24 protein-coding genes and 1 tRNA gene are annotated in these 23,739 nt (G+C 68.7%); 6 read left to right on the top strand and 19 right to left on the bottom strand.

Translation table 11 applies throughout. The features are described from left to right. Positions 1-406: 406 nt before the first annotated feature. The gene (locus tag MKK49_RS06625) at positions 407-676 is read left to right on the top strand and encodes a hypothetical protein (RefSeq protein ID WP_244027256.1); all 270 of its coding nucleotides are present in this window, start codon (positions 407-409) and stop codon (positions 674-676) included. 114 nt (positions 677-790) lie between these two features. Here MKK49_RS06625 and MKK49_RS06630 read toward each other — a convergent pair whose 3' ends face one another. From MKK49_RS06630 to MKK49_RS06675, 10 genes are all read right to left on the bottom strand, one after another. Continuing rightward, a complete protein-coding gene (locus MKK49_RS06630; protein WP_244027257.1) occupies positions 791-1,201 on the bottom strand; it encodes a DUF1236 domain-containing protein in 411 nt (136 codons plus the stop codon). A gap of 155 nt (positions 1,202-1,356) precedes the next feature. Then, complete coding sequence (locus tag MKK49_RS06635) at positions 1,357-2,241, bottom strand: 2-hydroxy-3-oxopropionate reductase (protein ID WP_244027258.1); 885 nt, start codon at positions 2,239-2,241, stop codon at positions 1,357-1,359. A 29-nt stretch (positions 2,242-2,270) separates the two neighbouring features. Then, on the bottom strand, positions 2,271-3,035 hold the full coding sequence (locus MKK49_RS06640; RefSeq protein WP_244027314.1) for an HpcH/HpaI aldolase family protein: 765 nt from the start codon (positions 3,033-3,035) through the stop codon (positions 2,271-2,273). A 49-nt stretch (positions 3,036-3,084) separates the two neighbouring features. Then, complete coding sequence (gene gudD / locus MKK49_RS06645; protein ID WP_244027259.1) at positions 3,085-4,440, bottom strand: glucarate dehydratase; 1,356 nt, start codon at positions 4,438-4,440, stop codon at positions 3,085-3,087. Positions 4,441-4,562: 122 nt separating this feature from the next. Then, complete coding sequence (locus MKK49_RS06650; RefSeq protein WP_244027260.1) at positions 4,563-5,459, bottom strand: LysR substrate-binding domain-containing protein; 897 nt, start codon at positions 5,457-5,459, stop codon at positions 4,563-4,565. Between the two features lie 196 nt (positions 5,460-5,655). After that, a complete protein-coding gene (locus MKK49_RS06655) occupies positions 5,656-6,978 on the bottom strand; it encodes an MFS transporter (RefSeq protein WP_244027261.1) in 1,323 nt (440 codons plus the stop codon). 291 nt (positions 6,979-7,269) lie between these two features. Further along, complete coding sequence (gene pyk / locus MKK49_RS06660; RefSeq protein WP_244027262.1) at positions 7,270-8,682, bottom strand: pyruvate kinase; 1,413 nt, start codon at positions 8,680-8,682, stop codon at positions 7,270-7,272. 175 nt (positions 8,683-8,857) lie between these two features. Continuing rightward, a complete protein-coding gene (locus MKK49_RS06665; RefSeq protein ID WP_244027263.1) occupies positions 8,858-9,718 on the bottom strand; it encodes a haloacid dehalogenase type II in 861 nt (286 codons plus the stop codon). A gap of 76 nt (positions 9,719-9,794) precedes the next feature. Continuing rightward, positions 9,795-10,874, bottom strand: a complete 1,080-nt coding sequence (locus MKK49_RS06670; protein ID WP_244027264.1) for a tartrate dehydrogenase — start codon at positions 10,872-10,874, stop codon at positions 9,795-9,797. 32 nt (positions 10,875-10,906) lie between these two features. After that, the gene (locus MKK49_RS06675; RefSeq protein ID WP_244027265.1) at positions 10,907-12,205 is read right to left on the bottom strand and encodes an MFS transporter; all 1,299 of its coding nucleotides are present in this window, start codon (positions 12,203-12,205) and stop codon (positions 10,907-10,909) included. A 155-nt stretch (positions 12,206-12,360) separates the two neighbouring features. Here MKK49_RS06675 and MKK49_RS06680 point away from each other — a divergent pair, with 155 nt between their 5' ends. Continuing rightward, on the top strand, positions 12,361-13,065 hold the full coding sequence (locus MKK49_RS06680; RefSeq protein WP_244027266.1) for a GntR family transcriptional regulator: 705 nt from the start codon (positions 12,361-12,363) through the stop codon (positions 13,063-13,065). A gap of 517 nt (positions 13,066-13,582) precedes the next feature. Here the strand turns inward: MKK49_RS06680 and MKK49_RS06685 are convergent. Then, positions 13,583-14,179: a lysozyme gene (locus MKK49_RS06685; RefSeq protein ID WP_244027267.1), complete on the bottom strand. Its 597-nt coding sequence runs from the start codon at positions 14,177-14,179 to the stop codon at positions 13,583-13,585. A 109-nt stretch (positions 14,180-14,288) separates the two neighbouring features. On the opposite strand from MKK49_RS06685, the gene MKK49_RS06690 reads away from it, so the two are divergent. Together MKK49_RS06690 and MKK49_RS06695 are read left to right on the top strand one after the other, a co-directional pair. Beyond that, positions 14,289-14,495: a hypothetical protein gene (locus MKK49_RS06690; protein WP_244027268.1), complete on the top strand. Its 207-nt coding sequence runs from the start codon at positions 14,289-14,291 to the stop codon at positions 14,493-14,495. A 499-nt stretch (positions 14,496-14,994) separates the two neighbouring features. Continuing rightward, positions 14,995-15,360, top strand: coding sequence for a hypothetical protein (locus MKK49_RS06695; protein ID WP_244027269.1), 366 nt, complete (start codon positions 14,995-14,997; stop codon positions 15,358-15,360). Positions 15,361-15,396: 36 nt separating this feature from the next. Here the strand turns inward: MKK49_RS06695 and MKK49_RS06700 are convergent, their stop codons facing one another. After that, positions 15,397-15,969, bottom strand: coding sequence for a hypothetical protein (locus MKK49_RS06700; protein WP_244027270.1), 573 nt, complete (start codon positions 15,967-15,969; stop codon positions 15,397-15,399). A gap of 18 nt (positions 15,970-15,987) precedes the next feature. Between MKK49_RS06700 and MKK49_RS06705 the strand changes: the two genes are divergently transcribed. Then, on the top strand, positions 15,988-16,584 hold the full coding sequence (locus MKK49_RS06705; RefSeq protein WP_279595370.1) for a tyrosine-type recombinase/integrase: 597 nt from the start codon (positions 15,988-15,990) through the stop codon (positions 16,582-16,584). Here the strand turns inward: MKK49_RS06705 and MKK49_RS06710 are convergent. The 4 genes from MKK49_RS06710 to MKK49_RS06725 all read right to left on the bottom strand — a co-directional run bounded on the left by MKK49_RS06710 (position 16,541) and on the right by MKK49_RS06725 (position 18,676). Further along, a tRNA-Ile gene (locus MKK49_RS06710) sits at positions 16,541-16,616 on the bottom strand. The two genes, MKK49_RS06705 and MKK49_RS06710, sit on opposite strands and share 44 nt — an antisense overlap. Positions 16,617-16,723: 107 nt before the next feature. Next, complete coding sequence (locus MKK49_RS06715) at positions 16,724-17,122, bottom strand: hypothetical protein (RefSeq protein ID WP_244027271.1); 399 nt, start codon at positions 17,120-17,122, stop codon at positions 16,724-16,726. Between the two features lie 142 nt (positions 17,123-17,264). Then, positions 17,265-17,924, bottom strand: a complete 660-nt coding sequence (locus MKK49_RS06720) for a 3-oxoacid CoA-transferase subunit B (RefSeq protein ID WP_147709474.1) — start codon at positions 17,922-17,924, stop codon at positions 17,265-17,267. 23 nt (positions 17,925-17,947) lie between these two features. Beyond that, positions 17,948-18,676 (bottom strand): CoA transferase subunit A, encoded by a 729-nt coding sequence (locus MKK49_RS06725; RefSeq protein WP_244027272.1) that lies wholly within the window; start codon positions 18,674-18,676, stop codon positions 17,948-17,950. A 385-nt stretch (positions 18,677-19,061) separates the two neighbouring features. Between MKK49_RS06725 and MKK49_RS06730 the strand changes: the two genes are divergently transcribed. After that, positions 19,062-20,888: an AsmA-like C-terminal region-containing protein gene (locus tag MKK49_RS06730; RefSeq protein ID WP_244027273.1), complete on the top strand. Its 1,827-nt coding sequence runs from the start codon at positions 19,062-19,064 to the stop codon at positions 20,886-20,888. A 94-nt stretch (positions 20,889-20,982) separates the two neighbouring features. On the opposite strand, the gene MKK49_RS06735 is transcribed toward MKK49_RS06730, so the two are convergent. From MKK49_RS06735 to MKK49_RS06745, 3 genes are read right to left on the bottom strand one after another with little or no spacing between them, the layout of a single operon-like run. Next, positions 20,983-21,774, bottom strand: a complete 792-nt coding sequence (locus MKK49_RS06735) for an ABC transporter permease subunit (RefSeq protein ID WP_244027274.1) — start codon at positions 21,772-21,774, stop codon at positions 20,983-20,985. Beyond that, on the bottom strand, positions 21,771-22,667 hold the full coding sequence (locus MKK49_RS06740; protein ID WP_244027275.1) for an ABC transporter permease: 897 nt from the start codon (positions 22,665-22,667) through the stop codon (positions 21,771-21,773). Before MKK49_RS06740 ends, MKK49_RS06735 begins: the two co-directional genes overlap by 4 nt. Next, positions 22,664-23,737: an ABC transporter ATP-binding protein gene (locus MKK49_RS06745; protein ID WP_244027276.1), complete on the bottom strand. Its 1,074-nt coding sequence runs from the start codon at positions 23,735-23,737 to the stop codon at positions 22,664-22,666. Before MKK49_RS06745 ends, MKK49_RS06740 begins: the two co-directional genes overlap by 4 nt. Between the last annotated feature and the right edge of the window lie 2 nt (positions 23,738-23,739).

Genomic DNA, 23,739 nt, shown 5'->3' on the forward strand with positions numbered 1-23,739 from the left:
CCCCGGTTCGGCGGGCCCCGGCCCGACGAATTCATGTCGAGATCCTTCCGTCCGATGAATCCGGGGCGCGAAGGTTGAGGTTGCTCGAAGGTCATCCGGGCGAACTGGAATTCCTTTCCCCCGGACGGCCCGGCCCGGCCTCGGTTCAGCAGCGCCGCCTGTCGGCACCGCGAAAACAATAGGGGCATGACGAACAGGGTGGTGCGCCTCGCGACGGCCTGTGCGCATCCCGGTCGGGGTGGAACGGTCCCGACTCGGGGCTCCCTGGAGGCGCCACCAGGGCAGGCGTGGACCGAAGGTGGAGGAATGTTGCGACCATTCCGGCTCTCGTTCGTTGACCCGGCGAGCTGTCCCGACCGGCGCACCGCGCCGGGGGGCTTTTGAACCCGACATCACGGAGCCATCCATGAAGACCTTCATCGTTGCAGCCACCCTCGTCCTGTCGCCCTTGGCCCTGTCCGCGTCGGCCCAAGCTCAGGGCACCGTGCGGGGTGCGGAGCGGGGCGTCGAGGACGGGAACCGCGCGGCCGGACCCGTCGGCGGCATCGTCGGCGGTGCGGTCGGTGCCGCCACCGGAACGGTCGGCGGTGTGCTGGGCGTCGATCCGGACCGTCGCGAGGACCGTATGGAACGGCGCGAGGAGCGCATGGACCGTCGCGAGCGCCGCGACCGCTGAGCCATCCGCAGTCGGCCCCGGGGTATCCAGGGCCGAATTGTTGTTCTCCATCGCCCGGGCGGCATATTGCCGTCCGGGCGTTTTGCGCTTCTGACGCGTCGCCGCCGCCGGCGATCAGTCGATCACTTCGACGATCCGTCGGGTTGCCGGGTCGACGAGCACCGGCAGGTCGTTGACGATCGTGTAGTTGTAGCCTTTCAGGGCGAATTCGGGCGGTACGTCGTAGTAGACGACGCCGCCCTCCGGCAGCACGGTCCCGACCCGGACGCTCCCCGCGTAGGCGAAGGACGGGCGCCGCTCCCCACGCGTGTAGATGCGGAAACGCTCCCGCCGGTCGATCCCGAGAATCTCGTTGGCCGTTCCGACGGCGCCTCCGATGGCACTTCCCACGGCCGCACCCAGGGGGCCGGCGATGTTGCCGCCGCGCTCGGCGCCATCCTGCGCTCCGCGCGCGAGGCCCTGTGCCTGGGCCGTGGCGCCGAGGCCGCCGGCCCACAGGGCCAGGACGATCAGTGTGATCCGCATAGGTTTGGGCTTTCCGGGCATCATCGACGGGGCGTCTATTCCGTGAGGCGACCGTCTTACGCCCGGATGGACAGGGGCGCATCCCGCGGCGGATGCGCCCCTGTGGCAGGTCGGCTCGAATGGCCCGAGGCTCGGGCCCGGCAATCCCTTCGGCGTCAGGCGTTGGCGACCTCGTGATGGCCCATGATCTCCAGGGCCCGCACCAGCGCGGAATGGTCCTGGTCGCCCGCCCCGTTGGCGGCGCAGACGGAGAAGAGCTGCTGGGCCAGTGCCGTGCCCGGCAGGGCGAGGCCGAGGGATCTGGCCCCTTCGAGGGCGAGGTTGAGGTCCTTCTGATGGAGGGCGATGCGAAAGCCCGGGTCGAAGGTCCGCTTGATCATCCGTTCCCCGTGCAGTTCGAGGATGCGCGAGGTGGCGAGCCCCCCGGTGATGGCCTGCCGGACCTTCGCGGGGTCAGCGCCGGCTTTCGAGGCGAAGAGCAGGCCCTCGGCCACCGCCCCGATGGTCAGCGCCACGATGATCTGGTTGGCGACCTTGGCGACCTGACCGGCGCCCACCGCGCCCACATGGGTCACGGTCTTGCCCATGAGGTCGAACAGGGGCTTTGCCCGCTCGAACGCCTCGGCCTCTCCGCCGACCATGATCGAGAGCGCAGCGTTCTTCGCGCCGACCTCGCCGCCCGAGACCGGGGCGTCGAGGTACGCGGCGCCCCGCTCGGCGAGGCGGGCGGCGAAGTCGCGGGTGGCGATGGGCGAGATCGAGCTCATGTCCACCACGATCGCGCCGCTTCGGATACCCTGCGCCACCCCGTCCTCGCCGAACAGCACCGTCTCCACGTCCGGCGTGTCGGGCAGCATCAGGACGACGATGTCCGAGCGCTCGGCCACCTCGGCCGCATGGGCGCAGGCACGCCCACCCGCGTCGACGAGGGCCTGCGGCACCGCGCGCCGGGTCTTCAGGTGAAGGGTGTGGCCGCCCGCGATGAGGTGTCCGGCCATGGGCGCGCCCATGATGCCGAGGCCGACGAATCCGATATCCATGCGTCTCTCCAGAGCCAAGTGTGCGGGCGTCAGCGGAAGCGGGCGGCGAGCGCCTCGGAGGTCCGGGCCAACAGCCCCATATCCGAGCCGATGGCCGTGAACCGGGTTCCGGCCGCGATGTAGCGATGGGCCAGCTCCTCGTTCGCCGTGAGGATGCCGGCGTGCTTGCCCGAGCGGCGGATGCGGGCGATCGTCTCTTCCACGACCGTCACCACGTTGGCGTGGTTCTGCCGGCCGATGTAGCCGAGGCTGGTCGAGAGGTCGCCGGGCCCGATGAAGACGCCGTCGACGCCCTCGACGGCGGCGATCTCCTCAAGGTTGTCCAGAGCGCGCCGCGACTCGATCTGCACCGCCACGAAGATCTCGGCCTCGCAGCGCGCATGGTAGTCCAGGATGCGGCCGAAGCGGGCGGCACGGGGCGCCTGCGAGAAGCCGCGCACGCCGCGCGGGGCGTAGCGGGTGGCGGCGACGGCCCGGCGCGCCTGGTCGGCATCGTCGATGTTGGGGATCATCAGGGACTGCACGCCGGTGTCGAGGATGCGCTTGATGGTGATTGGCTCGTCGCTCGGCACCCGCACCATGGCGTGGGCCGGGCTCTCCATCATCGACTGCACCTGCGCATAGACATCGCGAAGGTCGTTGGCGGAATGCTCCATGTCGAGGAGCAGCCAGTCGAAGCCGGAGCCGGCCACCACCTCCGTGGAGATGGGGCTGGCAAGGCTGCACCACAGGCCGATCTGCTGGTGGCCGGCGTTGAGCGCCGCCTTGAAGCGGTTGGTGAGGATATCGGTCATCATCGCGTCTCCGTCAGCGCACGAGGCAAGATCAGCGCACGAGGCAAGATCAGCGCACAAGGCAAGGGCGCTTGTTGTCGAAGGTCCAGTCGGGGATCAGGAACTGCATGGCCGAGGCATCGTCCCGCGCCCCGAGGCCGTGGCGCCGGTAGAGCGCGTGGGCCGCCTCCACCTCGGCCCAGTCGAGCGCGATGCCGAGCCCGGGGCGCTCGGGCACCCGCACGAGGCCGCCGCGGATCTGCAGCGGCTCCTTCGTCAGGCGCTGGCCGTCCTGCCAGATCCAGTGGGTGTCGATGGCGGTGACGCGGCCCGGGGCGGCGGCGGCGACGTGGGTGAACATGGCGAGCGACACGTCGAAATGGTTGTTCGAGTGCGAGCCCCAGGTCAGGCCGTGGTCGCGGCAGAGCTGGGCCACCCGCACCGAGCCGGCCAGCGTCCAGAAATGCGGATCCGCGAGCGGGATGTCGACGGCGCCGAGCTGGATCGCGTGGTTCATCTGGCGCCAGTCGGTGGCGATCATGTTGGTGGCGGTGGGCAGGCCCGTGGCGCGGCGGAACTCGGCCATGATCTCGCGGCCGGAGAAGCCCTCTTCCGCCCCGCACGGGTCTTCGGCATAGGCGAGCACGTCGCCGCGGCCCTTGCACAGGCGGATCGCCTCCTGCAGCGACCACGCCCCGTTCGGATCGAGGGTGACCCGGGCCTGCGGGAAGCGCTTCGCGATGGCCGTCACCGCCGCGATCTCGTCCTCGCCCGACAGGACGCCGCCCTTCAGCTTGAAGTCGTTGAAGCCGTATCGCTCGTGGGTGGCCTCCGCCAGGCGCACGATGGCGTCGGGCGTGAGCGCCTCCTCGTCGCGCAGGCGGAGCCAGCCATCGCGCGCCTCCGGCTCCCGGTAGGGCAGATCGGTGCGGCGGCGGTCGCCGACATAGAACAGGTAACCGAGCATCTCGACGGCGTCGCGCTGCTGACCCTCGCCGAGGAGGGCCGCCACCGGAACGTCGAGGAACTGGCCGAGAAGATCGAGGAAGGCGGATTCGATGGCCGTGACCGCGTGGATCGTCACCCGCAGGTCGAAGGTCTGGAGGCCGCGCCCGCCGGCATCCCGGTCCGCGAACCGCGCGCGCATGGCGTTGAGCACCGCGTGGTGATCGCCGATGGGACGGCCGATGACGAGGTCTCCCGCCTCCTCCAGGGTCTGGCGGATGCGCTCGCCGCCCGGCACCTCGCCGAGGCCGGTGGCGCCGGTGGAGTCCGTGAGGACGACGAGGTTGCGGGTGAAGAAGGGGCCGTGGGCGCCGCTGAGATTGAGCAGCATGCTGTCGCGGCCCGCCACCGGCACGACCTGCAGGGCGGTGATGGTGGGGGTGCGCGACAAACCTTGGGTGTGGGTGGAGGCGACCGACATGAGCGTTCTCCCGAACTGGATGCCGCAGCGTCTTCGCGCCGTCTGGCCACCCTCACTCTAGGAAGGGTGGCGATACCGGTCCAAGCCAAAGGCTGGATCGATCGATGCACGCTCCGCATCGATCACGGGGGCGGTGTCTGCATGTCCCGGAGAAGCGTCCGCAGGGGCGCGAGGAGCGGCACGTCGCTTTCCTTGCGCCAAGCGAGATGGATCTCGGCCGGCTGCGGTTGCGCGAGGTGGAGCGGCCGGAACACGATGCCCTCGAAGCGCAGACGCTCGGCCGCCGCCGGCACCAGGGCGAGACCGAGGCCTGCTCGCACCAGGGCGAGGATCGAGTGGATCTGGGTCAGCTGCTGCAGGATGCGCGGCTGGATGCCGGCGCCGGCGAACAGGCTGACGAGGAGGTTGTGGAAGTAGCTCGCCTCGTGCGGCGCGTAGCCGATGAAGGGCTCGGCATGCAGGTCGGCCAGCGCCACGGCGTCCCGCACCGCCAAAGGGTGCTCGGCCGGAAGGGCCGCCACCAGGGGCTCGGCCAACGCCCGCTCGGCTTCGAGTTCGGGATGCAGGACCGGCGGGCGGATGAGCCCGGCATCGATCTGACCCGACAGGATGCCCTCGACCTGATCCTTGGTCACCATCTCGCGCAGGGACAGGGTGACGTCGGGCATCGCGGTCCGGCAGGCGATGACGAGGCGCGGCAGGAAATCGTAGGCCGAAGCCGCCGTGAAGCCGAGCTTCAGCACCCCCGCCCGCCCGGCGGCGACCTGGCGGGTGACGTAGGCCGCGGTCTCGGCGAGCCGCAGGATGCGCTGGGCCTCGGGGAGGAAGCTGCGTCCGGCCGCCGTCAGGCGGACGGAGCGGCTGGTGCGGTCGAGGAGCTGACAATCGAGGACGCGTTCCAGCACCTGGATCTGCCGTGAGAGCGGCGGCTGAGTCATGTTCAGGCGGGCGGCGGCGCGGCCGAAATGCAGCTCCTCCGCGACAACGGCAAAGCAGCGGAGCTGGGCAAAATCGAGCATGGCGCCTCGGGACGACGATGCGGCCGCGGGTCTCCCCACGGCCGCGCTTCCTCTTCATACCATTCGCATCGATCCCAACTCATGGTTGAGATCGATGCGGTTCGGTGGACGACCGCCGCCGCGCCGTCGCGCGGGCGGACCTCGATGAGTCGAGCTCATCAAGGTCCGGTATCAGGTGCAAAGTGGATCCGAGCGCTCAGCGCAGCTCCACCCGTTTGATCTCGCCGACGATAACGAGATAGCAGAACACTGCCACCAATGCGTTCAGGCCGACGAACACGAGGGCGCCGTTGAACGAGCCGGTCTGCTGGACGATGTAGCCGATGGCGATGGGGGTGGTGATGCCGGCGGTGTTGCCGAAGGTGTTGAACAGCCCACCGTTGAGGCCGCCGGTGGAGCGCGGCGAGGTGTCCGAGACCACGGCCCAGCCGAGCGCCCCGATGCCCTTGCCGAAGAAGGCGAGTGCCATCAGGCCGATCACGACGGCATCCGCCTGGACGTAGTTGCAGCCGATGATGCTCATGGAGAGCAGCATCCCGCCCACGATCGGGATCTTTCGCGATGCGGTGAGGGAGTAGCCGCGCCGGAGCAGCATGTCGGAGAGCCAGCCACCCAAAATGCCGCCGACGAAGCCGCAGAGCGCCGGCAGCACGGCGGCGAACCCCGCCTGGAGGATCGACAGCCCGCGCTCCTTGACGAGGTAGACCGGGAACCAGGTGAGGAAGAAGTACGTCAGCGTGGTGATGCAGTACTGGCCGATATAGATGCCGAGCAGCATCCGGTTGGAGAGCAGCTGCTTGATCGTGCTCCCGGCGTTGACCGGGGCGGCCGCGCCGCGCCCGTCCATGTCGAGGAGCGCGCCGCCCTCCTCGATGTATTCCCGCTCGGCCTCGTTGATGGAAGGGTGATCCTTCGGCCCGTACATCACCTGGGTCCACAGGATCGCGAACGCGATGCCGAGGGCCCCCATCAGGGTGAAGACGTGGTGCCAGCCGTAATGGTGCACGACGTAGCCCATGAGCGGCGTGAACAGGACGGTGGCGAAGTATTGCGAGGAATTGAAGAACGCCGAGGCCGTGCCGCGCTCGGCGGTCGGAAACCACGCCGCCGTGATGCGGGCATTGGCCGGGAAGACCGGCGCCTCGGCGAGGCCGACGCAGAGGCGCAGGGCGAACAGCACCATGACCGCCGTGAAGCCGGTGAAGAAGCCCACCGCCCCCTGCATCAGCGTGAAGGCCGACCACAGGAAGATCGCCCCGGCATAGACCCACTTGGCGCCGTAGCGGTCGAGAAGCCATCCGCCGGGCAGTTGCGCCAGGACGTAGGACCAGGCGAAGGCCGAGAAGACGTAGCCCATGGACACGGCGTCGAGGCCGAGGTCCTTGGCCAGCGACGGACCGGCGATGGAGAGTGTCGCCCGATCGGCGTAGTTGATGGTGGTGGCGATAAACAGCATCGTGACGATGAGGAGCCGCACGCGGCTCCGCTTCGCCGCGGTCATGACCAGACCGGCGCTCATGGCGTCTCTCCCTGAGATCGGGCCGCCCGGTCGTTACCGGAGCGGGCAGCGGTCGTTCTCTCAGGCTCCGGACGGAAACCTCGGCGACCATTTGCCGGATAAAGCTACGAGCCTGCAGGATGCTGCGTCCAACTCAAAGGCTGGATGGATCGATGCGCTCCGGGTATCGATGCGAAGGCGAAACCGGCATCCCAGCGCTGAAGCGGAAGTCCGGGCGGACGGCGAACGTGGTGGTCGCGGTCCTGGCGTCCGTCGCCCCGATGCGCAGGACCTGGCGTCGGGCGTGGCCGGTCAGATCTGGATGACGCGGATGTTGTTGGTGTTGCCGACCGTGTGGAACGGGATGCCCGCGGTGGTGACGATCATGTCGTTGGGCTTGGCGAAGCCCTCGTCCCGCGCGTGCTGCGCGGCCTTGGCCGTCATCTCCTCGTAGGAATCGACGTCGTCCGTGTGGACCGGATGGGTGCCCCAGAGCAGGCTCAGCCGCCGCGAGGTCGCGACGTTGGGCGTCAGGGCGAGGATCGGCACGGCCGGACGCTTGCGCGCCACCCGCGCGGCCGTCGTTCCGCTCGCCGTGTAGGTGACGATGGCGCTGGCATGGACGGCTTCGGCGAGCACCGCCGTCGCGGTGGCGACGGCGTGCGGCGGCGTCTCCTCCTCGCCCGGCTGCGAGGCGGCGACGATGGAGCGGTAGAGCTTGTGTCCCTCCACGCTGCGGATGATGCGATCCATCATCGAGACGGCCTCGACGGGATAGAGCCCCGTCGCGGACTCCGCCGACAGCATGACGGCATCCGCGCCGTCGTAGATCGCGGTGGCGACGTCGGAGGCCTCGGCGCGGGTGGGTGCGGGGGCGCCCACCATCGAGTCGAGCATCTGGGTCGCGACGATGACGGGCTTCACCGCGAGCCGGCAGGCGCGGATCAGCTCCTTCTGACGGCCGGGCACGTCCTCGTGCGGGATCTCGACGCCGAGGTCGCCGCGCGCCACCATCACGGCGTCGGAGAGCCGGATGATGTCGTCGATGCGCTCGAGGGCCTGGGGCTTCTCGATCTTCGACATGATGCCGGCCCGGTCGCCGATGAGGGCGCGGGCCTCGATCACGTCGGACGGCTTCTGGACGAAGGAGAGGGCCACCCAGTCGACGCCGAGGTCGAGGCCGAAGGCGAGGTCGGCGCGATCCTTCGGGGTGAGCGGCGACAGGTCGAGGAGGGTGCCCGGCAGGTTGACGCCCTTGCGGTTCGAGATCGGGCCGCCGTTGATGACCTCGGCCTCGATCGCGCCGGCTTCCAGGCCGACGACGCGAACCCGCACGCGGCCGTCGTCGATGAGCAGATCCTGGCCCGGCACGACGGCCGCGAAGATCTCGGGGTGGTGGAGGGGGATCGACCGGCGATCCCCGTCGCTGCCGTCGAGCACGAAGCGCACGGTCTCGCCGGTGACGAGGTCGAGGCGGCCACCTGTGAGCGTCCCGATGCGGATCTTGGGACCCTGGAGGTCCTGCAGGATGCCGATGGGGCGGCCGACCTCCCGTTCGAGGGCGCGGATCGCGGCGTGGACCTTCGCGTGATCGGCCTGGACGCCGTGGCTGAAGTTCAGGCGGAAGGTGTCGACACCGGCGAGAAACAGGGCCCGGAGTTTTTCAGGGGCCGAACTGGCGGGGCCGACGGTGGCGACGATCTTGGCGTGGCGATGACGGCGCATGACTGATTCGGCCTCGCGGCCGCCTCCTCGAGGGGATCGGACGTTCGGGGTCGCACGGACATCCGTCGGAGATCGGTCTTCGGTCCGATGAGGATTTCATCGTCCAGGGGTTTGGGCAAGGCATCGGCGACCCTTTGGGTCGCCGCACCTCTTACAGTAGGCACGGGCAGGAAAATCAGGCTCCCATCTGATCTGCGAGATCAATAAAGTCTTTCGGCATCAAATCAAAATAACTTTCGGGCGCCAGATCGACCTTGCCGCGGGGGCCGAACTCTAAAGGACGGGGCACGAAGGCAACTCGGAAGCCCAACGCTTTGGCCGCCTTTAAATCATATTTATGACAGGCTACCATGAGAATTTGGTCTGGCCGCACGGCGAAAGCGTTTTGTGCCAACGCATATACTTTTGGGTCTGGCTTGGAAGATTGAACAAGTTCGGCGGTCAGGATGCAGTCAAAGGGTAAGCGACCAAGTTTGGCGATACTTACGACTGAAGCCATGCTGCCGTTGGACAAAGTTGAAAGGGTGTACTTTTTGCTTAACCGTTCAAGCCCCGGTACGGAGTCCGGCCATGGTTCAAGCTGTGACCAAACTGCAGTAAGCTTGTCGCGTTCATCCGAATCAAGTTTTTGCCCCCAATCATGAGATTCAAGCAACGCATCGAGAGATTCACGAAAGATACGGTCGGTTGACCTCCATGGGCTCGTGCCAGCAATCACTTGATCAAGGCGTCGGCGGTACTCGGAACGCCACTGATCTACGATCGCAGTCCAATCGGCCTGGATCCCATGTGCGCTTGTAATACTCTCGCCCCGTCGAACTATCGTCGCGTAGAAATCAACCGTTGTGCCTTGAACATCGAACAGCAAAACTTTTATCGCACTAGGATCAAAGTTGGTCGCTCTTTCCAGCGGTTGCGCTGCGGTGCGGGAAACAGAGGCTGTCGTCCAAGCGCTGGCAGCGGCGGTAACAACGACCCCTTTCAACAAATTGCGGCGGCCAAGGCTCAGGTTCGCGGTCTCACGGTATTCCGTCATCGCTTATCCCTTCCAGATCATTGTTTGCTCCCCCAGTCTCGTAAGGCCCGAATGACACCGCCTTCGGGCCTTGCGTTTACTCGTTGTCGCCCTGGATCGCGGCGATGACCGCATCCGTCACCTGGCGGGTCGTCGCCGTGCCGCCGAGGTCGGGCGTGTGCAGGCTCGGATCGGCGGTGACGCGCTCCACGGCGCGCATGAGCCGGTCGGCCGCGGGCTTCTCGCCGAGGTGCTCCAGCATCTGGCAGGCGGTCCAGAAGGTGGCGACCGGATTGGCGATGCCCTTGCCGGTGATGTCGAAGGCCGAGCCGTGGATCGGCTCGAACATCGACGGGTAGGTCCGCTCCGGGTTGATGTTGGCGGTGGGCGCGATGCCCAGCGACCCGGCGAGGGCGGCGGCCAGATCCGAGAGGATGTCGGCGTGCAGGTTGGTCGCCACGATGGTGTCGAGGGTCTGCGGCTTCATCGTCATGCGCATGGTCATGGCGTCGACCAGCATCTTGTCCCAGGTCACGTCGGGGAAGTCGGCGGCGACTTCCGCCGCGATCTCGTCCCACATCACCATAGCGTGGCGCTGGGCGTTCGACTTCGTCACCACGGTGAGGAGCTTGCGCGGGCGGCTCTGCGCCAGCTTGAACGCGTAGCGGATGATGCGATCGACGCCCGAGCGGGTCATGATCGAGACGTCGGTGGCGACCTCGTTGGGATGGCCCTGGTGGACGCGCCCGCCGACGCCGGAATACTCGCCCTCGGAGTTCTCGCGCACGATCACCCAGTCGAGTTCCGGCCCGGAGACGTGGCGCAGCGGGCTGGTGATGCCGGGCAGGATGCGGGTCGGACGGACGTTGGCGTACTGGTCGAAGGGCTGGCAGATGGCGAGGCGCAGGCCCCACAGGGTGATATGATCGGGGACATCGGGGGCCCCGACGGCACCGAAGAAGATCGCGTCATGGTTGCGGATCTGGTCGCGCCCGTCGGCGGGCATCATGACGCCGTGCTTCTTGTAGTAGTCCGAGCCCCAGTCGAAGTGGTCGAATTGGAAGGCGAACGTGCCGGTCTTCTCGGCCAGGACATCGAGCACTTCGATACCGGCGGCGATGACTTCGATGCCGATACCGTCGGCGGGGATGGCGGCGATGGTGTAGGTCTTCGACATGACGGGTCTCCGTGAGAACGAGGGGGAGGTTTTCAGCGCGCGACGGCGCTCGCGGGCTCGGGCCGGCGCCCGGCGCGGGCGACGACGAGGGTGACGATGGCCGAGAGGACGAGGAGGGCGGCCACGAAGATCAGGCCGCCGGTGAAGCTGCCCGTCCGGTCCTTGATCCACCCGATCGCCCAGGGCCCGACGAAGCCGCCGAGGTTGCCGATGGAGTTGATGGTGGCGATGCCCACCGCCGCCGCCGAACCGGACAGGAACATCGTCGGCATGGCCCAGAGCGGGGGTTTCGCCGCGCTGATGCCGACGTTGACGAGGCTGAGGGCGGCGATGACCGCGACGGTCGAGGCCGCGCCGCCGGCCAGCATCAGGCCGATGGAGGCGACGAGGCAGGCGATGACCACGTGCCAGGTGCGCTCGCCCGTCCTGTCGGAGTGGCGCGCCCACAGGATCATGGCGATGATCGCGAGGGTCGGCGGCACGCCGTTGAGGAAGCCGACGGCCATCGTGGACAGGCCGAAGCTCTTGATGATCTGCGGCGCCCAGATGCCGAGGGTGTACAGACCGGCCGAGGTTCCGAAGTAGACGAGGGCGAGCGCCAGGACGCGGGGGTCGGCCATACCCGCCAGGATGCCGTGCTTGGCGGCCACCTGCTTGCGGGCATGCTCCGCGTTCATCTCCGCGACGAGCCACCCACGCTGGTCCTCGGGCAGCCACTTCGCTTTCTCGGGCCGGTCGGTCATGTAGAACAGCACGACCACGCCGAGGATGACGGCCGGAATGGCCTCGATGATGAACATCCACTGCCAGCCATGGAGGCCCAGAACGCCCTCCATCTCCAGGAGCGCGCTGGAGATCGGCGAGCCGAGCACCACCGAGACCGGTGCCGCCGCCATGAACAGCGAGACGACGCCCGCCCGGTAGCGGGCCGGAAACCAGTAGGTCAGATACAGGATGATGCCCGGGAAGAAGCCGGCCTCCGCCGCGCCGAGCAGGAAGCGCAGGACGTAGAAACTCGTCTCACCCTGCACGAAGGCGAAGGCGCCCGAGATCATGCCCCAGGTGATCATCACGCGGGCGATCCAGAGGCGTGCACCGACCTTGTCGAGGACGATGTTCGACGGCACCTCGAACAGGAAGTAGCCGAAGAAGAACACCCCCGCGCCGAAGCCGAAGACAGCGGACGAGAAGCCGAGATCCTTGTTCATCGTCAGGGCCGCGAAGCCGATGTTCACGCGGTCGATGAAGGCGATGAAGTAGAGAAGACAGATGAAGGGAACCAAGCGCCATGAGACCCGGCGCATGGTCGCCTTTTCGAGCGAAGCGTCCATCGTTTCCTCCTGGGGAAGCGCCTGCAATCGAATCGGTCTTGAGTGCCAACTTCCATGCAAGATGGAGTTAGGTATGATACTGCAGATCACGATGTCAAGCATGCGTTGCAACTTCCATGGAAGTTGGTAGGCATGCACGATAGGTGGAGGCATGGATGGCCCGGATGCGCGCTGCGAAGGACGAGGAGGCGGAACGGCGTCCGTCCCTCGTCGACGACGCCTACGCGGCGATGAAGGAGGAGATCCGGGAGTCGCGGTTCCCGCCCGGGTACCAGGCATCCGAGCAGGAGATCGCGCTGCGCCTCGGCATGAGCCGAACTCCCGTGCACGAGGCCGCCATCCGCCTGCAGGAGGACGGCCTTGTCCGGATCCTACCCCGCAAGGGCATCGTCATCTGCGCCCTGGCGCCCGCGGATGTGCGCGAGATCTACGATGTCGTCATCGCCATCGAAGGACGGGCGGCCGCCCTGTTGGCGGAGAAGCCCGCGGCCGAACGCGAGGCCGTGGCGGCGGAACTCGCCGCGCTGACGGGCGCCATGGCTGAGGCTCGGGAGGTGGGTGATCTCGCGGCATGGGGACATGCGGATGAGGGATTCCATCGCACCCTCGTCGAGCGTGCCGGCAACGGCCGCATGATCCGGATCAACCAGGCGATCACCGATCAGGCGCATCGCGCCCGCATGCTGACCCTCAAGCTCCGGCGTGAACTCGGCGCCTCCGTGGCCGAGCACGAGCGGATCGTCGAAGCGATCCGGATGGGGGATGCCGCCATGGCTCAGGAGCGGGCACATCGGCATCGCGCGCGCGCGCGCGACGAACTCCTTCCCCTGCTCGAGAGCTTCGGGCTGAGACACCTGTAGGAGCGCCGTCGGAAGGACGGCCGTCCTGGCGGTCCAGACCAACATCCGGATCGATCTGGAGGAGCGGCCGAGCGGTGGCGTCGTGGCCGGCGTCGAGGAGGGCGCGGCGGACCTCAACATCTGCGCCGGCGGCACCGACATCCGCTCGCGCGTCGCCTCTTCCCACCGCGGCGCCTCCCTCGTCCTCGTCGGGCCCGTTGGCCATCCGCCGGCCGGGACGCCGTCGCCCTGTCCGAGACCCTCGACCGCGACATGGCGACGATCCAGTCACCCCAGGGCAGGATCACCGCTGGCGCGACCGGGATGGGGGCCACGACCTCGGCACCGAAGGCAGGCATGGAGCGGGCACAGGCGAGCGCCAGCGCCGCGAGGAAGATGCGGGTCGTCGGATGTCCTTGGGTGGAGTTGGGAGGCTGCGCGGCGGATCCGGCCGGCTCGGGAGTTCGGTCAGGCCGCTCTGCGGATGGTCGGCGCGGCGTTGTCGTTCGTGGTCACCTTGGCGCCGTCGCCATAGGTGTCATCGATCCAGCGGAAGAACCGCATCAGCAGGTTCGGCCGCGCGGTGATGGTCGGCGCGATGGGGACGATGACGGGCGTCGCCACCGTCGGCGTCAGCACGGCGATGATGGGGGCCGCCACGGCGACGGGCTTCTGCGCGGTCGTCGCGCGCGGCATCACGGAGGCGTAGGCGGTGACGAACTGCTTGGGCCTCGGCCTGACGACGGGTGAGGATGGCCGCCGGCTTCTTCCACATCAGGATCGCATCGTAGGCCCCGGCCATGTCCCCGGCATTGATCCGCCTGAGGAAGGTCGAGCCCGCGAACGCGCCGGGGCCGATGTTGTAGCAATTGCTGACCAGGGCATCGAACGCGTTCTGTGAAACTGCCACCTCCAGTCCGAGACGGCCCGCCGCCACGTACTTGGCGATGTCGCGTTCGAAAATGGCGTCGCACTGCGCCGAGGTGATCGTCAGGCCCGACGTGACCAGCGGCGCGCCGGCCGCGCTCGTGTGGCCGATGCCGATGGTCCAGACCCCGACGGAATCGCGGTAAGCCTTGAGCCGGCGGCCCTCGCGGGGGATGAGCACGGCTTCGCCAATGGCGCTCAGGTCCATGATCTCTCTCCGATAGTTCAGAAGCAGCAGGAGGCCGGCGGGTCAGCCTGGGGGGAACGAAACCGCGCTGGCCCGAATATTGATGAGGGCACGAGTGGAGGGCGCGCGGATGCTTGCGAAACTGTTGGGGGCCATCGCCGGCGGCATGGGCGAAAAGGTTCTGGCCGAACAGCAGCCTGCGGACTTGCCGCCCGAGGCGCTTCAGTTCGAGTCGATGGTGCCGCTACGGCCGCCGCCGGCTCAGAACGACGATGGGATGCAGCGAGTCCGCGAAGCGGTGGAGAAGGCGCTGCGGGAGGCCGGGCACCTCCAGTAAGCCCTGGATGCGCAGCGCGAAGGCCGACCCGAAAAGAGCGAAACATGCGAAATGTTCGCCTCCGGCGGCCTGTGGATTAACGTTCCGTCAAAACCGAAGCGGGCATTTTCGGAGTCCTCGATGGGGAGGGTTCAATGCTGGTCGGTAATCACGGTGGGCTTCTTGAGGCTCAGGACTTGGCCAGAGATGGCGACACCGGCCTGCGCCGCGTTGTCGTTCGATTCTTTGCGCTTCAGATCGTGGCTTCACTCGGCCTCGGCGTCTGCGTTGCCTACGCCTACGGGCCAACCGGGCCCGTGCCCTACGCGGATCGGGTCGACTTCGCTCTTCGCTTGGGCGACGAAATCGGAGCGCTTCCGGATCGTGCGATGGAAGGCCTTCGACTGCGGTTTGGGCCGGCAGACTGACCTATCCTCGGTGCTGCTTGGCCAGCACCGGAGGTTTGGTGCAAGGTCGAAGGGGCCCAGGTTCGGGCTGACCCTGCAAGGATGAAGCGTCCATGAAAGTCGCACTGGCGCTCGCCGCCCTGGTCGCCACAAGCTTGCCGGCGGCGGCGATCGAGGGGCGCTACAAGATCGAAGGACGAAACCCCGGCCAGTCACAGGTCTACCGGGGCGAGGCTGCCGTGAAGAAGTCGGGGGAGACCTACAGCATCGTTTGGCAGATCGGGTCCTCGCGTCAGATCGGAACCGGCATCCTCTCCGGCTCCGTACTGTCGGTCGTTTTCCAGGCCGCCGGTGCTCCAGGGTCTGGGGGCGTCGCCAGCTTCCAGGTGAGCGACAACAAGATCACCTCGGGCCAGTGGGCGGTCACCGGCGGACAGATGATCGGAACGGAGCAGTGGGCGTTCGAGGCCGGGCTCTGATATCTCGGCGCGATGGAAGCTCGGTCGCTCTCCTGATCAGAACGCCGACCCCCGCTTCCCGACGAGGTTGCCAGCGATGAGCGTGTGGTGCCTATGACCGCCGACATGCCTCGCCCTCGACCGCCCCATCTGGTCCGAGAGACCAACCGCCACGGCACCGTGGTCTGGTACGTCCGGGTCGGCCAAGGACCGCGGACCCGGATGCGCGAGGCCTATGGCAGCCCGGAGTTCTGGCGCGACTATCGCCTCGCTGTGGAGGGCAAGCCGCTGGCGCCGGCCGCCGGCCCGAAGCCCGGCACGCTGTCGTGGCTGATCGCGAAGTACGTTGCGTCGGCCGAGTGGTCCGAACTCAAGCCAGCCACCCGCAAGCAGCGACACGGGTTCTACCGCGCCATCGAGAAAACGGCGGGCGACGAACTGCTGTCGGCGATCGATCGCCGTGCGATCCTCGCCGGCCGGGACCGCCGCCGCGACACCCCCTATGCCGCCAACGATTTCCTGAAGTTCCTGCGCGGGCTGTTCCGCTGGGCCCTGGACGCCGACGACGTCAAGGTCGACCCGACGACCGGCATCGAGCTCCTGGCCGGCAACAACGATGACGGGTTTCATGCGTGGACCGAGGAAGAACTGGAGCGGTTCGAGGCGAAGTGGCCTGTCGGCACCCGCCAGCGGCTCGCGTTCGACCTGCTGCTCTTCACCGGGTTGCGTCGCGGCGACGTGATGCGCCTCGGCAGGCCCCACGTCCGCAACGGCGAGTTCACGATCCGCCCCGAGAAGACCGGGATGGTGGTGATCGCGCCGATCCTCCTGCCCCTCGCCGCTTCGATCGCTGCTGCGCCGACGGGCGAGCTCACGTTCATCGCGACGGATCGCGGACGTCCCTTCGCCAAGGAGTCGTTCGGAAGGTGGTTCGGGAAGGTGTGCCGGAAGGCGAACTGCCCGGGTTCCGCGCACGGGCTTCGGAAGGCCGGCGCGCGCCGTGCCGTCGAAGAGGGCGCGACGGAATCCCAGCTCAACGCGCTGTTCGGATGGGCCGACGGAAGTTGGGAAAGCGCGACCGACACACGCACCGCAAACCGGGCCAAGCTTGCCCGGGAAGCGAGGTCGGCTCCCGCACCCTCGTCCCCGGTGCGGGATCGAAGGCGGAAAGTCTTTCTAAAACAAGGACTTAAAAACCCGATGGTGGGCCCGGCAGGACTCGAACCTGCAACCAGACCGTTATGAGCGGTCGGCTCTAACCATTGAGCTACAGGCCCGGCGCACAGGAAGGCGCAAGGGAGACATATCCGGCCGGACCGGCCCCGTCACCTCCGGATTGTCCGAGGGTTCGTTCGGCTGTCGCCCCCCCCGACGGTTGCCGTGGTCAGGCCGGCTGCTCGAACAGGAAGCCGTCGATGGCCGGGATCGTCACGGCGAGGCTGGCGCCGTAGCTCGCCTTCGTGACGCGCCAGGGGCGCTCGGGCCGGGCGCGGATCGCCTCGGAGGGACGCAAGCGCCGGGGCGCGCCGTCCGCGTCGATCTCCTCGATGGTCAGGAAACCGTAGACCTGCAGGCGGGCGGCGATGAGCTTGGTCTCGCGGTCGCCGGCGGCCACCGCCAGGGTGCCGGTGGCGTAGACCGCATCCATCACCGCGCGCTGGTCGCCGCGGCGCATGGCGTTGGTCGCCCGGCGCGGGGGGCTCGCCCCACGGGGCTGGGCCGGGGGCGGGGCCGCCCGTCGGAACGGCACGACATTGTCCATCCTTGCCGGAACGCTATCCATCACGCCGTCACCCTCGTCTCACGCAACGCAGGCCGGGGAACGATCGGTCCACGGCCTGCGCTGACACTTCGACGGTTCGACTTAACGGCCGCTTAGCCATGCCGGCGCCGGACCCGGCCCCGGCGTCCCGAAACGAGGCGGATCAGGCCAGTCGCGTGGTGAAGGCGCCCTGGGTCTTGGCGCGGATCTCGTCCTCGGTGACGCCCTCGGCGAGTTCGACGAGGGTCATGCCGCCGTTCCCCTTCTTGTCGATGGTGAAGACGCCGAGATCCGTGATGACCATGTCGACCACGTGGGTGCCGGTGAGCGGCAGATCGCATTCCGCCAGGAGCTTCGGCGCCTCCGAGCCGTCCTTGCCCTTGGCGACGTGCTCCATCACCACCACGACGCGCTTGACGCCCGCCACGAGGTCCATGGCCCCACCCATGCCCTTCACCATCTTGCCCGGGATCATCCAGTTGGCGAGGTCGCCGTTCTCGGCGACCTGCATCGCGCCGAGGATCGACAGGTTGATGTGTCCGCCCCGGACCATCCCGAAGGAATCCGACGAGGAGAAGTAGCTCGTGGTCGGCAGTTCCGTGATGGTCTGTTTGCCGGCGTTGATGAGGTCGGGGTCCTCCTCGCCCTCGAACGGGAACGGGCCCATGCCGAGCATGCCGTTCTCCGATTGCAACTGCACCGACATCCCCTCGGGGATGTAGTTCGAGACCAGGGTCGGGATGCCGATGCCGAGGTTCACGTAGAAGCCGTCGCGCAGTTCCTTGGCGGCGCGCTCCGCCATCTGTTCGCGGGTCCAGGCCATGGGGTGTGTCTCCTGCGTTCTCGTCAGACGGCGGCGGGGGGGATGGCGGGCTCGCCGCGCTTGCGCGTCGTGCGCTGCTCGATGCGCTTCTCGCGGATCGCCACGTGGATCATCCGCTTGATGAAGATGCCCGGCGTGTGGATCGCGTCGCCGTCGATCTCGCCGGGCTGCACGAGGTGCTCGACCTGGGCGACGGTGACCTTGGCGGCGGTGGCCATCATCGGATTGAAGTTGCGTGCCGTCTTCCGGTAGACGAGGTTGCCTTCCGTATCGCCGGTCCAGGCATGGACGATGGCGAGATCGGCGAACAGCCCGCGCTCCATCACGTAGCTCTCGCCGTCGAACTCGCGAACCTCCTTGCCCTCGGCGATGAGGGTGCCCACACCCGTCTTGGTGAAGAAGGCCGGGATGCCGGCGCCGCCCGCGCGGATGCGCTCGGCGAGCGTCCCCTGCGGATTGAACTCGATGGCGAGTTCGCCGCCGAGATACTGCCGGGCGAACTCCTTGTTCTCGCCGACATAGGACGAGATCATCTTGGCGACCTGGCGGGTCTCCAGGAGCTTGCCGAGGCCGACGCCGTCGATGCCGGCATTGTTCGAGATCACGGTGAGGTCCTTGACCCCCGATTCGCGGATCGCGTCGATGAGTTCGTCGGGGATGCCGCACAGGCCGAAGCCCCCGGCCATCACCGTCATCCCATCCTTGAGGAGACCGGCCAGGGCCTCCGTCGCATCGTTGCGTACTTTCTTCATGAACGCCCTCCCCCCAAAGATCTCCGGCAGCAGGTCTCGGCCTGCCGTCAGCATCGCGCTTCGTTGCGGTTACGCCAAGCAATTCATGTTGACCAGCGGGGGGTTACGGTGTGCCTCGACAGGTCCGCGCGGGTGTCACTCGATTCCGATGCCAACCCTGGCCCCGCCATCGGCCGGTGCACGGCCGTCTGCCCCGGGAGACAAACCGCTCCGGAGCGGGTAGGGGTTCGGATCGCATCAGCGTTCGTCGCCGGGTGGGGGCGCCCGCGACGAACATCGGCTGGACGCGCCGGAAGGGTCCGGCCCGCGTTCCTCCGCACGGAGTGCCCTGTCGCTGCGACGTCTCGTTCCCCTTCTCGGCCTCGGTGCCGTCGCCGCCGGCTTCGTGGGGGCCTGCCTGCCATGGACGGTACCGACGCAGCGTGCCGTCACCTTCGTCGGTGGTCCGCTGGCCCAGAGCTACGGTATCGCCCTGACGGCCTCCGGCCCGGCGGAGGTGGCGCTCCTGCCCCTGCCCCGCCTCAGCCTCGGCGGCGTACGTCTCGCCGCGACCACGGACGACGCGCCCCTGGCCGAGGGCGGTGCCCTCAAGCTCCAGCTCAACCTGTTCGCCCTCCTCGCCGGGCGGATCGAGGTCAACACCGCCTCCCTCGAGGGCGGGACCGTGAGCCTGCCCACCCGCGACGACGATACGCGTTGGGCCGGTCCGAGAGCGCGGGCCGCGCGGCTCGTCGAGCCGGGCTCCGCCCATCCCCGCCGCCTCACCCTGAGCCAGGTCACGGTGACGGGGCGCGACCCGCGCGACGGCCAAGTGCAGACCGCCCGGGACGTCGATCTCACGGTGTCCTGGCCCAGCTGGAGCGCACAGGTCGATGTGGCCGGCGCATTCCGGTGGAACGCGGTTCCGGCCCGCTTCACCCTCACCGGCCTGCGGATCGCCGACCTCGCCACGGGCGCGCGCAGCCCGTTCGTCGCGACGGCCGACTGGCCGGCGGGCAGTCTCTCCGTGGAGGGCGAAGGCTCCCTCGACAAGGGTCTCCTCGACGGAGGATTGGCGCTCACCGGCAGCGCCAGCCTGCGGACCCGATCCCTGCCCGAGACCCTGGGCTGGATGGGCGGCGACGTGGCTTTGTCGCCGATGATTGAGGCTTTCGCTCTCGCGGGCGCCTTCGAGATTCGGGACCGGGCCCTGCTCCTGCCGAGCGTGCGTCTCGAAGTCGGCGACAATCGCTTCGAGGGCGCCGGCGCGGTCTCCCTGACGGGCGGACGTCCGGCCATCCAGGCGACCCTGGCGGCCGACAGCCTGAACCTCGCGCCCCTCCTCGCCGAGACCCTGCGCCTGTTCGGGCGCGACGACGCCGAGTCACCGGGCTGGAGCGGACGCAGCCTCGCCCTGCATCCGCTCATGGGGGGCGACCTCGACCTGCGGGTCTCGGCGGGAGGCGCCCGCATGGGCCCGCTGCTTTTCGAGGACGTGGCCGCCAGCGTCCTGGTACGCCGGGGCGGCATCGAGGCGGCCCTGAGCCGCGCGACCCTGCAGGGCGGCCTCGTGAAGGGGCGTCTCGGCCTCACCCCCGCGGCGGACGAACCGAACAAGACCGAATTCAGGCTCCAGGGCGCCTTCGACCACCTCGACCTCGGTGCCGTTCTGGTCGATCTCGGTCAGGACCGCTCGGTGTTCGGGGCCGCACGCGGGCAGGTCGTCATGGAGGGCACGGGCGCGATGCCGGACACGCTCATGCGCCATCTCGACGGACGGGCGACACTCTCCATCGACGGGGGCGCCCTGGCGGGAATCGATCTCGTCGACGTCGTCCATCGCAACGGGACCGTCGCGACCGGAGCCTTGGCCCGCCGCAACGGCCGGACGGCCTTCGAGCATGCCAGCCTGACCCTGCGCATCGTCGATGGCGTCGGGGAGATCGTCGATGGCGTCCTGCGGACGCCCGCGCTGACCGGGACCCTGAGCGGCGCCGTGGTCCTGCCCGAGCGCCGCTTCGAGGCCCGGGCGCAGCTCCGGCCGCGCGCGGCCGCCGACGGCACCGCACGCCCGGGACCGACCTATGCCATCGTCGGGCCCTGGGACGCCATCGTGGTCCGCAAGGCTGCCCCCGAGGATGGCGGCGGCCTGACATCCACCGGCGCCCTGCGCGCGCCGCCGGCGGGCGGCAAGCCGGACCTGCCGGCGGCGGCGCGCGCCTACGCGCCCTGAGACCGTCTCTTCGCTCGATCGAAGCGGTGCCGGTTGTCAGGCAGCCCGCGCGGCGCCTGGAATTGACCGACTTCCTCCCGCCATCGCGCAGAGATCAACCGGTGCCCACATCGGACCGGATGCCACCGCATGCCGACAGCCAGGAGGCGCCCAGGACGATGAGGGTCACGCCGCCCACCAGCAACGTCGAGGCGGCGTTGATCTCCGGGTTCACCCCGAGACGGACTTGGCTGTAGAGCCGCATGGGCAAGGTTGTGGCCCCGGGCCCGGCGGCGAAGCTCGCGATGACGAGATCGTCGAGGGACAGGGTGAAGGCGAGGAGGAAGCCCGCCGCCACCGCCGGGGCGATGAGCGGCAGGGTCACTGTGGCGAACACCCGCAGCGGGCCCGCGCCGAGGTCGGCGGCGGCCTCTTCCAGGGTGTGGTCGAGCCCCTTGAGCCGGGCGCCGACGATCACCGCGATGAAGCCGAGGCCGAGGGTGGCGTGCGCCACCACGAGGGTGACGAGCCCGCGCTCGAGGCCGGTGCCCACGAACAGGAGCAGGAGGGCGAGGCCGGTGATCACTTCGGGCATCACCATGGGGACGTAGAGGAGGCCGGCGAAGGCGGAGCGGCCGGGAAAGCGTCCGCCACGGTCCAGCGCCAGGGCCGCCAGGGTGCCGAACAGGGTGGCGAGCGCCGCCGCCGCGAGGGCGACCCGCAGGGAGACGAGGGCGGCGGCCAGGAGCGCGCCGTCGGCGAACAGCACCCCGTACCAGCGGGTCGAGAATCCGCCCCAGACCGTGACGAGGGCCGAGGCGTTGAACGAGAACGCCACGAGGACGAGGATCGGTCCGTACAGGAAGGCGAGTCCGAGGCCGAGGGTGATGCGACCGAAATGGCTCACCGGACCGTATCCCGGTCCGACGTGCCGGATTCGCGCAGGAGGACGAGGGGCACGACGACGAGGGCGAGCATGAGGATCGCCACCGCCGAGGCGAGGGGCCAGTCGCGGTTGGAGAAGAACTCGCTCCACAGCACGCGCCCGAGCATCAGGGTGTCGGAGCCGCCCAGCAGATCCGGGATGATGAACTCGCCGACCATCGGCACGAAGCACAGGAGCGCCCCCGCGGCGAGGCCCGGCCGGGCCAGCGGCAGGGTCACGCTCCAGAACACCCGGATGGGCGACGCGCCGAGATCGGCGGCGGCTTCGCGCAGGCTCGGGTCGAGGCGGACCATCACGGCGTAGAGCGGCAGCACCATGAACGGCAGGTAGGCGTAGGTCAGCCCGACAAGGACCGCGGCCTGCGTACCGAGGATCTCGAGGGGGCGATCGATGAGACCGAGGCGCAGAAGGACGGCGCTCAGGAGCCCCTCCGGCTTCAGGATCGCGATCCAGGCGTAGGTGCGGATGAGGAAGCTCGTCCAGAACGGCACGATCACGAGGGCGACGAGGAGCGGCTGCCATCGCTTGGGCGACCGCGCCATGGCGTGCGCCAGGGGCGTGCCGATGAGCGCCAGGATCAGGGTGGCGAGGCCGGCGAGCCACAGGGATTGCAGGGCGGCGTCCCGGTAGAGGGCGTCGCCCAGCAGGGTCTCGAAATTGGTGAAGTCGAGGGCTTCGAGGAAGCTGCTCCAGCCCACCGGCCCGGCGCTCCAGTCGAGGACAGGCAGATAGGGCGGTTGCGCGGTGGCCGCCGCGGACAGGCTGATCTTGAGGACGATCAGAGCGGGCACGAGGACGAAGGCGGCGAGCCACAGGGCCGGGACGACGGCGAGGAGGCGGGCGGGTCGCTTCATGCCGGTAGAAGCCGACAGGCTTCCGGATCGAGGTCGAGGCGGATCGCGGCGCCCACCCCATGCGGGTCCGGTGCCTGGGCGACCGCCGGCATGCTCGCCCGCAGGAGGGTGCCGTCCTCCATGCGGATCCGGCGGCGGATGCGCTCGCCGAGGAAAGTCACCTCCGTGACCGTCCCGGCCGGTCCCGTCCCGGCGCCGAGGCCGACGCGTTCCGGACGGATGGCCAGGGTGGCCGCCTCCCCCTCCCCCGGCATGGTCCCGGGCGCGCGGGCGCGCAGTGGCCCGAACCCCGTCTGGACCACGGCCCAGTCGCCGTCCCGCCCGGCAACCCGGCCCGGGATCAGGTTCACGTCGCCGAGGAGGCTGGCGACGAAGCGGGTCGCGGGGCGCTCGTAGAGGGTGGCGGCGTCGCCCACCTGCACGAGCCGGCCCCGATCCATCACGCCGATGCGATCGGCCAGCGCCATCGCCTCGCCGGGATCGTGTGTGACCATCACGAAGGTGATCCCGAGGCGGCGCTGGAGGGCGCGCAACTCGCCTTGCGTCTCCTCGCGCAGGCCCCGGTCGAGGGCGCCGAGGGGCTCGTCGAGGAGGAGAACGCCGGGCTCGCGGGCGAGCGCCCGGGCCAGCGCCACCCGCTGGCGCTGGCCGCCCGACAGGGTCTCGATCCGACGGTTCTCGAAGTTCTCCAGGCGCACGCGGGCCAACAGGTCCCTCACCCGGCCGGTCCGGTCCGCCCGTCCCAGATCCGGGAGGCCATACGCGATGTTCCCGGCGACATCCTTGTGCGGGAACAGGGCGTAGGACTGGAACATTATGTTCACCGGCCGCCGGTGCGGCGGCAGGCCGGCCATGTCCTGCCCATCGACCCGGATGACACCGAGGTTCGGCGCCTCGAATCCCGCCACGAGGCGCAGGAGGGTGCTCTTGCCGCAGCCCGATGGCCCGAGCAGGCAGAAGAACTCGCCCGCCGCCAGGGCGAGGGAGACGTCCGCCACGGCAACACTGTCACCGAACCGCTTCGTGACTCCCGTGAGATCGAGGCGCGGCGTCGAACCCGTCCCGCCCAAGA

Source organism: Methylobacterium sp. J-090, assembly GCF_022829345.1.
Taxonomy (GTDB): domain Bacteria; phylum Pseudomonadota; class Alphaproteobacteria; order Rhizobiales; family Beijerinckiaceae; genus Methylobacterium.